Raw genomic sequence first — 15,598 nt, forward strand, 5'->3', positions numbered from 1 at the left:
CTAACGAAATGATGTTATTAAATAAAACAAATTAAACTTAAACAAAAAAATATGAGTACATAGTACTCATATTTTTATTTTTTATTATCGATATTGGTTTTTAAAATTGATAAAAATGCTTCTTGAGGAACTTCGATGCTCCCTAGTTTTTTCATCCGTTTTTTACCTTCTTTTTGTTTTTTAAGAAGTTTTTGTCTTCTAGTTACATCTCCTCCATAAAGCTTAGCAGTAACGTCTTTTCTATAAGCTTTAATGGTTTCTCTAGCAATAATTTTCCCACCAATTGTTGCTTGAACAGGTACTTCAAAGTTTTGTCTCGGAATAGCATCTTTAAGTTTTTTACATAATTCTCTTGATGCTTCATAAGCTTTATCTCTATGGGTAATAATTGAAAAAGCATCAACTTTATCTCCATTAAGTAAAATATCAACTTTAACTAAATCGCTATTTCTATATCCAATTCATTCATATTCAAATGAAGCATAACCTTTAGTGGTTGATTTTAAACGATCAAAGAAATCAAAAATGGTTTCTGCAAGCGGTAATTCATAAACTACATTTGAACGTTTTTCATCTAAAGCATCAAGTGATTTATAAATCCCTCTTTTATTTTGGCAAAGTTCCATTACGTTTCCAATATATTCATTAGGAATAAAAATACTTGCTTCAATGTAAGGTTCTTCAATGTGATCAATAAAGGTACGATCAGGTAATAATGAAGGGTTAGAAATCATTTCTATTTCACCTTTGGTCATAAATACTTTATATTCAACTGAAGGTGCAGTTGCTATGATTCCAACTTTATATTCTCTATCTAATCTTTCTTGAAGGATTTCCATATGTAATAAGCCTAAAAATCCAACTCTAAATCCAAATCCTAAAGCTTTAGAAGTTTCTTGCTCTCAAGTGATTGATGAATCACTAAGTGAAATTTTTTCTAAGCTTTCTTTTAATAGTGAATAATCTCTAGTATCAATAGGATAAAATCCGGTAAATACTACTGGTTTCATTTTTTTATATCCAGGAAGTGCTTTATCTGTTGGTTTTTTAGCTAAAGTAATAGTATCTCCAACATTAACTTCTTTAGCATCTCTAATAGCTGCTGAAACTCATCCAACTTCTCCAGCTTCTAAAAAATCTTTTTTAGTTTCATAAGGATTTCTAACCCCTAGATCTATAACGTGATAATCTTGCTCTTCTTTATTTCTTGACATAAAGATGAATTTATCACCAGTTTTTAATTTTCCTTCAAAAATTCTAACTAGCATAACTACACCACGATAAGGATCAAAGTAACTATCAAAAATTAAAGCTTTTAATGGTTTATCATCATCAGCATCTTTAGGTGAAGGGATATATTTAACTATAGCTTCTAATAATTGATCTACCCCTTGTCCAGTTTTTGCAGAAACTAAAATAGCATTATCAGTAGGGATACCAATAACTTCTTCTATTTCTCTTTTTACCCCTTCTACATCAGCACTAGGTAAATCAATTTTATTAATTACAGGAATGATTTCTAAATTATTCTCTAAAGCTAAATAAACATTAGCTAATGTTTGAGCTTCTATACCTTGAGTTGCATCAACAATTAATAATGCTCCTTCAGAAGCAGCAAGAGATCTTGAAACTTCATAAGTAAAATCAACATGTCCAGGAGTATCAATTAAATGAAAAGTATAATCTTTATATTTAATTTGTACTGCATTTAATTTAATTGTGATTCCTCTTTCTTGTTCAAGTTCCATTGAATCAAGAAATTGAGCTTTTAAATCTCTATTTGCTACTGTATTGGTATATTCTAAAATACGATCAGATAAGGTGCTTTTACCATGATCGATATGAGCAATAATTGAAAAATTTTTAATTTTGTCTTTATTCATGAATTAATTATATATTAAATGAATACATGTTTTATATCTTATTAATATAAATATTACATTAATAGAATAAAAATACACATAAATCTTTAACCTTATATAAAGCTTTAGAATATTAGTAATATGAATCACTTATATAAGTGGTTAAACAAATATTAACCTTTAAATAAAACATCTTAATTCAAAACTAAATAGCGATCAAATTAATGATATTTTAAATATATACTTGATATCTAAATAATATAAATATCTTTAATATCTTATTTTTTATTAAAATATTTAATATGGTTAATAATTTTGATATAGCGAAATTGATACAAAAACAAAATATTTATATTTATGGAGTTAATGAAATAGGTAATTTATCAATTGTTTTAGAAATAATTAAACAAAATCCAAATAAAAGAATATTAGTTTTATATAAAAAAGCGGATTTGAAAAAAGAGCAATATCAAATCATTAGAGAAATGGATAAAAGTAATGTTGCTTGTAATCAGTTTTATAATTTTTTAAAATGGACTTTTGGATTAGAAAGTAATGAAGTAAATTTAATTAAAGCTTATCAACAAAAAATCATACCTAAGAAGGTTATTGATTATGATTTTATTATTTATTTTGATCGATCTGTTGACAAGAAAACAGATCATTTTATATTGTTTTTTGATTACATATGTAGCTTAAACCATAAAAAAGGTCATTATTTAATAATGAATGATAATGTAAAAAGCATTCAAAATATCTCTAAAAAAGATATTTGTTATTTATCAATAAATAATGATCAAAAAATGATTCATCCAAAAGAAATAAATTGGATATTAAATCAAAGAAATAACAATATATTTTTTTATTTAGTTAATAATAATGTTTTAAAACCAAAGAATAAGTTGAATAAAATAGAACTAAGTTTTGCTCAAAAAATCAAAAGTTTTATTAAAAGATTACTTTTAAAAGAAATACCTATAACAATTAAAACTAATAAATCAAAAGATCCTAAAGAAGCTATTTTAAAAATCATTATTAAATGAATGCAAAACAATCAAAATGTCAAGATACTAACATCTAAAAAAGATTATCTTATAAAACAACTTGCAAACAAATTATCAATGCCTTTAAGAGTGTTTGAAAATAAATATATTTATAAAGCTGGTGATAAAGATATTAATGCATTGATTATTTTTCCTTTTGATAATTATTTTTTCAATTCTAATTCCATAGCTGATTTAATGCAATTATTTTATGTTTCAAAACAAGTGGTAATGTTATCGTTGTTTGAACAAAAATCTATTTATTTTAATCAAATGAATTTATTTGATTACATTGATGATCAAAATATTTTTATTGATCAATCTTTAGGTTTTAATTCATTGCAAACTAGACAAATAATAAGCTTATGACAATCTAAAAAACATAATATAACTAGTTTATTAGATGTGATATCAGATAAAGATTATTATGACCAAGAAGTGAAATTTTTAAAAATATTTGATGATATTAAAATAACTAAAATAAAATTAGAAACTAATATTATTTTTCCAAATAAATGCAATCATCAATTATTAGGGTCTTATGTAACTTATAGTTATTGATATAAACACATATCTAATTATGATTCTTCATTTGTTAATAATGTTATAAATGGTTTAAATAAATATCAATATATTAATCACAATCTTATATCTAAACATATACAGTTTATTAACTATACCAAGCAAGATAGCACTGAATTTTTAATTTATTTGATTAATTTATTTAATTGAGTTAATGATCCTTATAGAACTAATGATAAATTAAGTCAAATTAAATTTAGCAAAGATTTAACCATAAAATCCAAAATAGATGATCAATTAGCTAAATCAATTGATAATTTTATGATCAAGTTATTAGGTACTAATGAAACTAATGTCGAAATAGAAAAGAAAATTAAATTAAAGCACGTACATCAAATTTATGGTGATATTTATATTAATGGAAGAATTGATGCAATAGACCATCATAATAAAATTATTTATGAATTTAAAACAACAAGTGAGAAATCACTTGTTAAAGAAATGGTTCAATTAATTTTATATAAATATATTTTAGAAACTAAATATTCAAGTTATCATGATTATAATGAATATAATTTAATCTTAATTAATATTAAAACTCAACATAAATATCAAATTAATTGCTCTAAAACAACTAGAGAAAAAATATTAAATAAGCTAATTCATCAAACAGTGTTAAATAAAATTGAAATTAAATAAGTTTAATTAAAAAATAATTAAGCAAACACAGATGTATTGTGTTTGCTTTTAATTTATCAAAAATAAGCTATTAGTATTTTTTAGCAGTTATATTATTTATTTGCTAAAAAGATAATTTTTAGTGTTATAATTTAATACATATGAGTAATAAATTGAATGATAAATATGAACCAATACTAAAATATACAGTATTGCTTTATATTGAGAATAATCAACCTGTAAGTAGTTCTCATTTGATAAAAGAGTTCCCTGAAATTAATTTTTCAAGTGCTAAAATTAGGTATTTAATGAATGATTTAGAAAAACTAGGTTATTTAGAAAAAGCTCATTCATCAAGTGGAAGAATTCCAACAATTCAAGGATTGGATTATTATGCTAAATATTTAAGTAAGTCTTATGAAGAAGATTTAAGAGAAAAATTAAATCAAGTTTTTATAGAAAAAAGAGAGCAAATTAGTAACACAGTAGAACAAGCTGCAGAAGTTATTTCAGAAATGACTGGATTAACTTTAGTTACTAGCGAGTTTGATAAGACTCATTTATTAAAAAGTATTGACATAGTTCCTTTAAGTGATAATTCTGCTACAACTGTTTTAGTTATTTCAAATGGTAGAGTTTTTTCAAGAATGATTGAATTTGATCCTAACGAGATATCAATTAATGATTTAAGAATCGCAGTAAGAATTTTTAAAGAAAAATTAATTAATGTACCAATTAATGAACTTAAAGAAGCTACTTTATTATTAAAGGATGTATTAGCTCAAGCAGTTACAAATTATCAAATTATTATTGAATCATTTGTTAAAAACGTTTTTAACATTCATGATAAAAACGTTTTACAAAATAATATTTATGGAAAAAATAACATTATTTTAAGTAATAAAATTAATCGAATTAATTTAAGTAAAATTATTGATTTAATAGAAAATCATTCTGTGTGAGAAAGAATTGAAATTGAATTGGATAATGAACAAAATACAAAAGTCTTAGTTAATGATTCAGGTGCTTATATATCAAAAAGAATTGAAACTAATGATCACATTAATGAAATTTCAATCATTGGATCTAACACATGTAATTTTGATGATATGCGTTCAGCTTTGAAATTATTAGAGGAATTTTTAACTAACAAAAGAAAATAAGGAGTAATATGACAGTATCAAATATTAAAAAATATCTTAAACAAGACATTAAAGAACATTATGGACATAAATTAGAAAAATATGATTTACTACAAGGGGATTTTGAATTAATCGTTGATAGTGAAATCAATGAGGAATACACTTTGCATAAAGTTATTACTCTAGGAGAAAATCAATATTTACCTAATTTTGATTCTCATTTTTTTAATAAAACTATTAAACACCAAATTGAAATTAAGTTTGAATTTCCTAAATCATATGAAATTAAAGAATTTAGATCAAAGCATGCTACATTAATTATTAAAAATGTACAAGTAGCAAAACATAATGATCAAATTAATGCATTAAAAGTAGAAATTAAAGAATTAAATACTCAAGCAGAATTAGCTCAATATGCTTTTAAAACAAAAATGAGTGAATTACAATTAAAAGCAAATAATGAAATTCAAAAAGTAAAAGATGAACAAAAAGAAAAATTAGAAAAAGAAAAAGAAGAAATTAAAAAATTTGCTGCAAGCAAGCTATTTGAATCTTTAATGAATCCATTATCAAATTTTGCTTTAGCAACAGAATTTGGAAAAAATTCAACTAACAGTGAAGTTAAAAATTACTGTTTAGGTTTTGAAATTGTTATTAAGCAATTTAGAGATATTTTTGAACAAAATGGTGCAAATTTTATAAACCCTATTATAGGAGAAGAATTTAATCCTGAAAAAGAACAAGTAATTGATTTTGTTAATGATGAACAATTAGAAAATAATGTTATTACCAAAGTAGTTAAAGAAGGTTTAGAGTTAAATGCTAGAGTTCTAATCCCTGCTTCAGTAATAGTAAATAAAAAATAATTAAAAATTTAGCAATTAAATGCTTTGATTGCTAAATTATGTGATATAATTTAATTAGTACATAATCAAACGTACTTAGATTTTAATTATAAAATAACATAATAAATATTTCATTGTATAGATATATATATGTATAACTTCTATACAGAAGGAGAAAATAATGGCTAAAGAAATAGTATTAGGAATTGACTTAGGAACAACAAACTCAGTTGTTTCTGTTATTGAAAATCAAAAACCAGTGGTATTAGAAAACCCAAATGGTAAGAGAACAACCCCTAGTGTTGTAGCGTTTAAAAATAATGAAATTATTGTTGGTGAAGTCGCTAAAAGACAAGTAGAAACTAATCCAAACACTATTGTTTCAATTAAAAGATTAATGGGAACAAGTAAAACAGTTTATGCAAATAATAAAGACTATAAACCAGAAGAAATTTCAGCAATGATTCTTTCATATATGAAAGATTATGCTGAGGCTAAATTAGGTCAAAAAGTTTCTAAAGCAGTTATTACAGTACCAGCTTACTTTGATAATGCTCAACGTGAAGCTACAAAAATCGCTGGAAAAATTGCAGGATTAGATGTTTTAAGAATTATTAACGAACCTACAGCTGCTGCATTAGCATTTGGTTTAGAAAAATCAAAAGATAAATCAATGAAAGTGTTAGTATATGACTTAGGTGGAGGAACATTTGACGTTTCAGTTTTAGAATTAGAAGATGGAACATTTGAAGTTCTTTCAACAAGTGGAGATAACCACTTAGGTGGAGATGATTGAGATAACGAAATTGTTAAATGAATGATTAAAGAAATTAAAGATAAATATGACTTTGATGCTCAATCAGATAAAATGGCACTTGCTAGATTAAAAGAAACAGCTGAAAAAGCAAAAATCGATCTTTCAAGTCAATCAGTTGCTTCAATTAATTTACCTTTCTTAGCTGTAACTGCTAATGGACCAGTTAATGTTGAATTAGAATTAAAACGTAGTGAATTTGAGTCAATGACAGCTCACTTATTAGATAGAACTAGAAAACCTATTCAAGACGCTTTAAAAGAAGCTAATGTTACTGCAGGAGATATCCATGAAGTATTATTAGTTGGTGGATCAACAAGAATGCCAGCTGTTTATGAAATGGTAAAAAGAACATTAAATAAAGAACCTAACCGTTCAATTAACCCAGATGAAGTTGTATCAATTGGTGCTGCTATTCAAGGTGCTGTTTTAGCCGGAGATATTCAAGATGTTTTATTACTTGATGTAACTCCTTTAACATTAGGAATTGAAACAATGGGAGGTATTGCAACACCTATTATCCCAAGAAACACAACTATTCCAGTAACTAAATCTCAAGTATTCTCAACTGCAGCAGATAACCAAACAGAAGTTACAATTAGAGTAGTTCAAGGTGAAAGACAAATGGCTGCTGATAATAAATTATTAGGTCAATTTAACTTAACAGGTATCCCGGCAGCTCCAAGAGGGGTTCCACAAATTGAAGTTAGTTTCTCAATTGACGTTAATGGTATTATTAGCGTTGGTGCAAAAGATTTAAACACTCAAAAAGAACAAAAAATTACAATTTCAAACTCAACTAAATTAAGTGAAGATGAAATTGAAAAAATGATTAAAGAAGCTGAAATGAATAAAGAAGCTGATTCAAAACGTAAAGAAGAAGCAGAAACTATTGTTAGAGCTGAAAGCTTAATCGACCAAATCAAAAAAGCAAACGCAGAACAAGCGGACAAAATGGATGATAAAGCTAAAGAAGAATCTGAAAAATTAATTAAAGAATTACAAGAATTAATTGATAAAAAAGATATTGCTAACTTAAAAGCAAAATTAGATCAAGTTGAAGAAGTTATGAAAAACTTTGCAAACTATGCTGCTCAACAAAATGCAACAAATACTGAATCTAAAGAAGAAAAAGCAGAAGTTGTAGAAGAATAAAATTAAACAAAAATGTATATTTAACTATAATAATTACAACAAAACACCAATGGTGTTTTGTTTTTTATTTTATTGACAAAAAATATATAATATAAATAATTTTATTTATAAAATAATGAAGGAGAATAATGAAATATTTAGAATTAAACTTAAATAACGCTTTATCAAGCGGTTTAAGTGAATTAGAAAAATATCAAGATCAAGTTTCAAAAATTCATTTTGATGTATTAAATAAAAATGTTGATGAAAAAGATTGATTAGGATGATACAACTTACCAAGTGATCACAACAAAGATGAATTTGCCGCAATGGAAGCAAAAGCTAAAGAATGAAAAAAACAAGGTGTTGAAGTTGTTGTTGTTATCGGAATTGGTGGATCATATTTAGGTGCTAAATCAGGTTATGATTTCATTTATGGGCCTTATTCAACAAAACAACCAGATATGGAATTATTATTTGCAGGAAATGATATTTCAGCAGAAACATTAGTTGCTAAATTAAAATATGTTTCAAACAAAAAATTTGCTATTAATGTTATTTCAAAATCTGGAACAACTCTAGAACCAAGTATTGCTTTTAGAGAATTTCGTACATTATTAGAAAGCAAACATACACCAGAAGAAGTGAAAGAATTAATAGTTGCAACAACAGATAAATCAAAAGGTGTATTATTTGATTTAGCTCAAAGCAAAGGTTATACAAAATTCATCGTACCAGATGACATTGGTGGTAGATTTTCTGTTTTAACACCTGTTGGTATTTTCCCATTTATGTGTGCTGGAATTAATGCTAAAGAAGTATTAGAAGGTGCAAGAGTCACAAATGAAGAATTAAGTTCTGAATTAATTCAAGAAAATGCTGCTTATGCATATGCTGCTACAAGAAACTTATTACATTCAAAAGGTTTCTTAGCTGAAATGATGGTTTCATATGAACCTAAATTACAATACTTTAGTGAATGATGAAAACAATTATTTGCTGAATCAGAAGGAAAAGATGGAAAAGGAATTTGACCATTAAGCTCAATTTTCTCAACTGATTTACACTCACTTGGACAAATGATTCAAGATGGAAACAAAATTTTATTTGAAACTGTTTTAACTCTTAAAAACCCAATGGAAAATATTAAATTTGAAATTGCTGAAGGTGATATTGATAAATTATCATTCTTAAATGGAAAAGATTTACATTTAGTTAATAATGTTGCTTTTGAAGCTACAACAAAAGCTCATACAGAAGTTGGTAAAGTTCCAAACATTCATTTATTATTTGATAAATTTGATGAATTTACTTTAGGTGCTTTATTTATGTTCTTTGAAAGAGCATTAACAATGAGTGCTTATTTATTAGGAGTAAATCCATTTAATCAACCAGGTGTTGAAGTTTATAAGAAAAATATGTTTAGTATGTTAGGAAAAAAATAAATTAAAAAATTGCTGCAAAGCAATTTTTTTTATATGTTTGTGTAATAGTTTATAATTATTTAGATGCAAACAATAAGGATAGACAAATTTATTACTTCAAATTCAAGTTATTCAAGATCGCAAATAAAAATTTTAATTAAAAAACAAGGAATAAAAGTTAATGGTGAAATTATTAATGGTATAGTAAGTGTTAATCCAGATATTGATACAGTTACTGTTTTTGGTGAAACTATTCACAATCATGATGAGTTGATTTATATTGCATTAAATAAACCAAAGAATTATGTTTGTGCAAATATTGATTTAGTTGATAAAACTATTTTTGACATTCTTAAAAAAGAATATCTAGCCTTTAGAAAGCTTCATTCGGTGGGAAGATTAGATAAAGATACTGAAGGTTTATTAATAATTACTAACGATGGGAAATTTACTCACAATATAACTTCACCAAGAAAGAAAGTTAATAAAACATACTTTGTTAAAGTTAATAAAACTTTAGATTTAGATTTAGTAAATCACTTTAAAAAAGGTATAAATATCGGTGAAAAGAAATTAACAAAGTCATCGCAATTAAAAATATTAGATCATTATACATGTCATTTAACCATTTTAGAAGGAAAGTATCATCAAGTTAAAAGAATGTTTAAGGCATTTGGTTATGATGTTCTTTATCTACAAAGAATTGCAATTGGTGGTTTATTTCTTGATGATCTGAATATTAATGTTGGAGAAAGTATTGTTTTAACTAAAGAGCAATTAGCTCAAATAGCAAAATAAAAAGCAGATGCTAAACGCATTTGCTTTTTATTTATATCCAAAACGACTAAGCATCCCTTCATCATCAATTCATTTCTTAGCTATTTTAACTTTTAAATTTAAAGTGGTAGGAATTTGAAATTGATGAGAAATTTTTAATCTAGCATCTTGACCAATTTTTTTGATTTTTGATGCTCCTTTACCAATTACCATTCCTTTTTGAGAAGATTTTTTAACATAAATAGTAGCATCAATAGTTAAATGTTCATCTTGTTCGATGAAGTTTTCAACTTCAACAGCAATAGAATGAGGTAATTCATCATATAGTTGATTAATAGCTGATTCACGAATAATTTCTTTGGCAATAAATCTCATTGACTTATCAGTAATATAATCTTCATCATACTGAGCTTGACCTTCATATGCATATGTTTTAATTTCTTGAATTAAACTATCAATTGATTTAAAGTTATCAACATCAGTAGCTAATATTTGTTTAAAACCATAAGGTTCTAGTGATTTGATTTTCTCAATTAACAATTCTGGATTACCTTTAATTTTATTAACTTTAGAAATAACACCGATTTTATTAGAAAAGTTTTGGATTTTTTCTAATATTAATCTATCTCCAGGTCCTAATTTTTCATCACTTGGAGTTAAAAATAAAACCAAATCAATGTTTTTTAATGAATCATAAGCATTTTTATTTAATGATTCACCAAGTTTATTTTGTGGTTTATGAATCCCTGGAGTATCAGTGAAGATGATTTGGTAATTATCTTCAGTATAAATTCCTGTAATTTGATCTCTTGTGGTTTGTGCTGTGTCAGTTACTATTGCTACATCATATCCAACAATGGCATTTAGTAATGAACTTTTACCAACATTAGGACGTCCAACAATAGTTGCAAAACAGATTTTCATTATTTAATATCTGCCTCTCTAATTGAATAAGGTACTAACTCATCAATTGTGTTTATACGCATTTGTTTTCCATCGTTGCTATATTGAAATACCTTACCATTGGGTAAAAAAAACTCAGTCATCACTTGTCTACATCCAGCACAAGGACTGATGATTTGATTTTTTCTACTAATGATATGAATTTCTTTAAAAGTTCCTACTTTAGCTCCATAAGCAACAGAACCAAATAACGCACTTCTTTCAGCACATAACCCTGAAGGGTATGCTGCATTTTCAACATTTACCCCATAGTATTCTTTACCATTTTCATCAATTGCAATAGCAGCAACTTGAAAGTTTGAATATGGTGCATAAGAATACTTTAATAGATCTTTTAGTTTATTAAATTCCATATTAATCCTCCCTTGTAATATTTAAAGGTTTAAAAATGGCATCTACAATGTTGTTCATTTCAATTCTTTCTTCTTCTACTTCATGATCATAACCTTTTAAATGAACTAACCCATGAGTAAAAAGATAGCAAAATTCTCTTCTTACTGAATGATTAAATTGTTTAGCTTGTCTTTCAACTTTTTCTCAACAAATAATCAACTCACCTAAGTGTAAAAAAGGCAATGCATCATATAATTCATCATCTCTAAAATCAAAAGATAAAATATCAGTTACATAATCTTTTTTACGATACTCTGCATTTAGTCTTTTCATTAATTTTGGACCAATAATAGTGACATCAACTAATACTGGTTTTTTAATACCAAAATATTCAACAAAGTTTTTTAATATTTGTTCCATTTCTTCTTTGTAGATGACAGCTCGTTTAATATGTGAAATAATATTTAAACCTAAATTTTGTTTTTCCATATGTAAATTATAACATTATAAAAGTATTAATACTTATTAACCGCTTAAAGACCAATAAATAAATCAATAATTTTTTGATTTTGATCAAAAACTATTGCGGGAGTAAATTTAATATTCTTAGTTTCTAAGAAACTAAGAAGTGAAGTGGAATCAATTATTAATTTATTATCATAAATTTCTTTTACTTCATAATCAAAGAAATATTGTTTATTATCATAATTAATTAATATTTTGCTAGCTTCAGGAAATTTATTATATTCAATATTGGTTACTACTAATTTTGAATCATCATTCAAAATATTAATTGTGTAGTATTTTTCAATTTTATAACCAATAATTAAAAAAACTAAAAAACCAAATAAAGCAATAATAATAAATAAAATAAAAAATTCTATTTTATAATCTTTGATTAATTTGTTCAACATTGATTTTCTCACTTTCAGGATAAACAAATTTATTGTTGTGACTAATTTCTATAATTAATTTATTAGCAAAATATTTTTTAATTATTTTTTTAATATGCTCAAAGCAAACATTGTCTAAGTTTTCAAAAGCTTCATCTAAAATAATTACATCATAAGGGATTAATAAAAGTTTAAGCAATTTAACTAATTGCAATTGACCCTTAGATAAACTATTTAAATTTGCATTTAGATTAATTTTTAAGCGATTAATAATTTTATCTACTCCAAAATAATTTCATACTTGGTTAATGTTATCTGTGGTTTGAAGATTTAAATACTCAACAATTGATATATTTAAATTTAAGTCATTATTACCAATGTAATAAATTTTATTTTTTAATTCATCATCTTTAAATAAATCAACCTTTTGATCATTTATTAAAATATCTCCATAATCAATTTTTAAATTTCCATTTAATATCTTACATAAGGTAGTTTTACCACATCCATTTGATCCAAAAAGAATTACATTTTTATCAATAATTAACCTAGAAATTCCAAGTATTTTATTATTTACATCACTTGTTGGTGAATATGAAATATAACTTATAGTAAACTTTTTAATAGTTTGAATATTGCTATTATTAAATTGATTATTATCAATTTCTAAATTAAATACTTTTAGCATTATTATTGCTTTTTTATATTCTTGATATTCAATGAATAAATTAAAAAAGGATTTAATTGGTCTAGTAAAAAGACTTGCAGATGTTAAAAAGAAAATCATACTAACGATAGTTAAATTTCCTTTTCAAATTTCAAAAGCACTTGCAATAAGAATAATAAATGGAATCATTGTTTCCCAAGTTTGCTGAATTATTTGAATAGTATTTAATTTATTATTGAAATTAACAGATTTATTAGTTAAAGTTAAATAACTTTGATAATACTTAACAAATAAATTTTGACTCAATAATTGTTCATATGGTGTTTTTAGATGATTAATATAATTTTCAAAATTAGTTTCTACAACTAATTGCTCATTAACTAAATTAAAATAATTTTTATCATAAAAATACTTATTAATAAAGTTTAGTAATAGATTAACAAAAGTATAAATAATTAAAATAATTATCAAATTAAAGTTGATATTATAGAACAAAATAAATGATAGGATAATTGAAACAATATTAGAAATAATTATTGGATAAAATCCAAAAGTAAATTTATTAATTAATGAAATAGCAAATACACGATTCTTAATTTCTGATGTTGATAATTGTTGAATTATTTTTGAATTATTACTTCCAAGCAATCCAACAACTTCTTTTGTTTTGTTAAATACATTAATTTGAATAATTTTATTAGCAATCTTATTTGAAATTAAATTAGCAAATAAATTTATTAAAATTGATCACAAAATAAATATCGAAATAATATATAAGTGTTTTTCAAGCTTAAAATTAATTAAATAATTAATAAAAATTTTATTGACAAATGGAAAGCTAAAGGAAATAAAAAATTCAATTAAATACACTAATAATAAATACAAGTTTTTAACATTGAAGGTATTGAAATTATTAATTTGTTCTGATTTAATTGTATTTTTGATTGTTTTGCTTTTAGTAAAATGTATTAAAACTTTTGCAAATTTATCAGTAAATTCTACAATTGTTTCTTTAATTACTTTATTAACTGCAGGATCAAAATAATAAACATAATGTTTATTAATTTTTGTAATTTCGACCATATGTAAGAAATTTTGATTTCTAATAATTGCAGCAATTGGAAATCCTGATTTTTCTAAATTGCATAATTGATCAATATTGGCATTAAAAGCATCAAATTTAAGACCGTATTTTTTAGCGATCGATAATAAGTTGTTTAATGAAATTCCATTTTTAGCATATATGGTCAAATTCTTTAATTCATTAATATCAATATCATCATCTAAAAGTCGTTGTATATTACGTTGCAACACATAAAGTGAGCAATCACGTTTGTCTAATTGTGTTGTTTTCATTTATTTTTAAATAAATTTATGAGTAAAAGCGAACTAAAAATGAACTAAAAATACACCAGGACAAAAAGATGAACATAAATTCCATCTTTTGTCCTGATGTATCTTAGACCTAAAATGTTACCTAAAACACTAGGATAACTATATTTTAAAAGTAAAATAAAACCACAAAACTGCATTATATATGCACTTTTGTGGTTTTTCATCTTAGTTTTATCGCCTTATATACCACTTTTGATATTATTTAGATTTATATTGAATAAATTGTCATACTATTTATTGGTAATTTTTCCATTTATTACTAAATATACTATAATATAGATATAAAAATTTTAAAACTCATTAAAATAGAGGAGTAATATGACAAAAAAAGAATTTGTTACTGAAGTTGCTGAACATAGTTCAATTGACGCAAAAGATGTAGATAAAGTTTTAGAATCAATGATCTTTGTTCTTAAAGAAGCACTGATTACCGAAGAAAAAGTTAGATTATCAAAACTTGGTATTTTCTCAACTCAAGTAAAACCAGCTAGAGTTATTAAAAATCAATTAACAAAAGAAGAATTAGAAATTCCACAAAAACGTGTAATTAAATACAAACCTTCTAAATACTTACGTGACCAAGTTGATATGAAAGCTTAATTCAAGAAATTAATATAACCCGGAAACTCTAAAATTAATAATTTAGAGTTTTTCTTTAGTTTTTCATAAGGTATTCTAGAACAATTATTAAATTCATTTAATAAGAGTTGAATATTTACTTTAAGAAAGACATTATAAAGTGAAAAATAAACTATAACAAAAGATATACCATTATTTTTATCAATTAAATCCAAATAATCTAATTGATGTTTTTGAAAATTTTGTTTTTCTAAGAACTTATCATTAGTGCTTTTTGCTTCAAAACAGATAAATTTACCTTTATACATTCCAATATAATCAACTGTACTCTTTTTACTTATATAACTGTTGGATAAAACTTTTTTATTGTTAATAGTTTTTACACTATAAAATGAAATAGGTAATGATTTCTTTTCGATAAAAGCAATATTACATGATCAAAAATAATCAATTGTATTATTAATTATTTTCTCTAAAAACATACCTCTATTTGATTGCATCAATTTTTAAATAATTTTTTTAATTAA

14 protein-coding genes are annotated in these 15,598 nt (G+C 24.4%); 7 read left to right on the top strand and 7 right to left on the bottom strand.

Annotation, left to right across the window (positions count from 1 at the left end; all coding sequences use genetic code 4):
• Positions 1-74 precede the first annotated feature (74 nt).
• The gene (gene lepA / locus GE118_RS02895; protein ID WP_158763941.1) at positions 75-1,883 is read right to left on the bottom strand and encodes a translation elongation factor 4; all 1,809 of its coding nucleotides are present in this window, start codon (positions 1,881-1,883) and stop codon (positions 75-77) included.
• Between the two features lie 281 nt (positions 1,884-2,164).
• Between lepA and GE118_RS02900 the strand changes: the two genes are divergently transcribed.
• From GE118_RS02900 to GE118_RS02925, 6 genes are all read left to right on the top strand, one after another.
• Positions 2,165-4,126: a PD-(D/E)XK nuclease family protein gene (locus GE118_RS02900; protein WP_158763942.1), complete on the top strand. Its 1,962-nt coding sequence runs from the start codon at positions 2,165-2,167 to the stop codon at positions 4,124-4,126.
• A 140-nt stretch (positions 4,127-4,266) separates the two neighbouring features.
• Positions 4,267-5,268 carry a heat-inducible transcriptional repressor HrcA gene (locus GE118_RS02905; RefSeq protein WP_158763943.1) on the top strand — a complete coding sequence of 334 codons (1,002 nt, stop codon included), beginning with the start codon at positions 4,267-4,269 and terminating at the stop codon, positions 5,266-5,268.
• Positions 5,269-5,276: 8 nt separating this feature from the next.
• The gene (grpE, locus tag GE118_RS02910) at positions 5,277-6,113 is read left to right on the top strand and encodes a nucleotide exchange factor GrpE (RefSeq protein ID WP_158763944.1); all 837 of its coding nucleotides are present in this window, start codon (positions 5,277-5,279) and stop codon (positions 6,111-6,113) included.
• 160 nt (positions 6,114-6,273) lie between these two features.
• Complete coding sequence (dnaK, locus tag GE118_RS02915) at positions 6,274-8,061, top strand: molecular chaperone DnaK (protein WP_158763945.1); 1,788 nt, start codon at positions 6,274-6,276, stop codon at positions 8,059-8,061.
• A gap of 128 nt (positions 8,062-8,189) precedes the next feature.
• Complete coding sequence (locus tag GE118_RS02920) at positions 8,190-9,485, top strand: glucose-6-phosphate isomerase (RefSeq protein ID WP_158763946.1); 1,296 nt, start codon at positions 8,190-8,192, stop codon at positions 9,483-9,485.
• A 63-nt stretch (positions 9,486-9,548) separates the two neighbouring features.
• Positions 9,549-10,262, top strand: coding sequence for a pseudouridine synthase (locus tag GE118_RS02925; protein WP_158763947.1), 714 nt, complete (start codon positions 9,549-9,551; stop codon positions 10,260-10,262).
• Positions 10,263-10,289: 27 nt separating this feature from the next.
• Here the strand turns inward: GE118_RS02925 and era are convergent, their stop codons facing one another.
• The 5 genes from era to GE118_RS02950 are packed head-to-tail and all read right to left on the bottom strand — an operon-like array spanning position 10,290 to position 14,453.
• Positions 10,290-11,165 (bottom strand): GTPase Era, encoded by an 876-nt coding sequence (gene era / locus GE118_RS02930; RefSeq protein WP_158763948.1) that lies wholly within the window; start codon positions 11,163-11,165, stop codon positions 10,290-10,292.
• On the bottom strand, positions 11,165-11,557 hold the full coding sequence (gene cdd / locus GE118_RS02935; RefSeq protein WP_158763949.1) for a cytidine deaminase: 393 nt from the start codon (positions 11,555-11,557) through the stop codon (positions 11,165-11,167). Before cdd ends, era begins: the two co-directional genes overlap by 1 nt.
• A gap of 1 nt (position 11,558) precedes the next feature.
• Positions 11,559-12,026, bottom strand: a complete 468-nt coding sequence (gene ybeY / locus GE118_RS02940; RefSeq protein WP_158763950.1) for an rRNA maturation RNase YbeY — start codon at positions 12,024-12,026, stop codon at positions 11,559-11,561.
• 44 nt (positions 12,027-12,070) lie between these two features.
• The gene (locus GE118_RS02945) at positions 12,071-12,451 is read right to left on the bottom strand and encodes an MAG1140 family protein (protein ID WP_158763951.1); all 381 of its coding nucleotides are present in this window, start codon (positions 12,449-12,451) and stop codon (positions 12,071-12,073) included.
• The gene (locus GE118_RS02950) at positions 12,423-14,453 is read right to left on the bottom strand and encodes an Mbov_0121 family peptidase domain-containing ABC transporter (RefSeq protein WP_158763952.1); all 2,031 of its coding nucleotides are present in this window, start codon (positions 14,451-14,453) and stop codon (positions 12,423-12,425) included. The genes GE118_RS02945 and GE118_RS02950 overlap by 29 nt, the downstream gene beginning before the upstream one ends.
• 357 nt (positions 14,454-14,810) lie before the next feature.
• On the opposite strand from GE118_RS02950, the gene GE118_RS02955 reads away from it, so the two are divergent.
• Positions 14,811-15,092: an HU family DNA-binding protein gene (locus tag GE118_RS02955; protein ID WP_158763953.1), complete on the top strand. Its 282-nt coding sequence runs from the start codon at positions 14,811-14,813 to the stop codon at positions 15,090-15,092.
• On the opposite strand, the gene recU is transcribed toward GE118_RS02955, so the two are convergent.
• Positions 15,089-15,571 carry a Holliday junction resolvase RecU gene (gene recU, locus GE118_RS02960; RefSeq protein ID WP_158763954.1) on the bottom strand — a complete coding sequence of 161 codons (483 nt, stop codon included), beginning with the start codon at positions 15,569-15,571 and terminating at the stop codon, positions 15,089-15,091. The two genes, GE118_RS02955 and recU, sit on opposite strands and share 4 nt — an antisense overlap.
• Positions 15,572-15,598 lie beyond the last annotated feature (27 nt).

The organism is Mycoplasma sp. NEAQ87857 (assembly GCF_009792315.1).
Classification (GTDB): domain Bacteria; phylum Bacillota_I; class Bacilli_A; order Mycoplasmatales; family Metamycoplasmataceae; genus Mycoplasmopsis.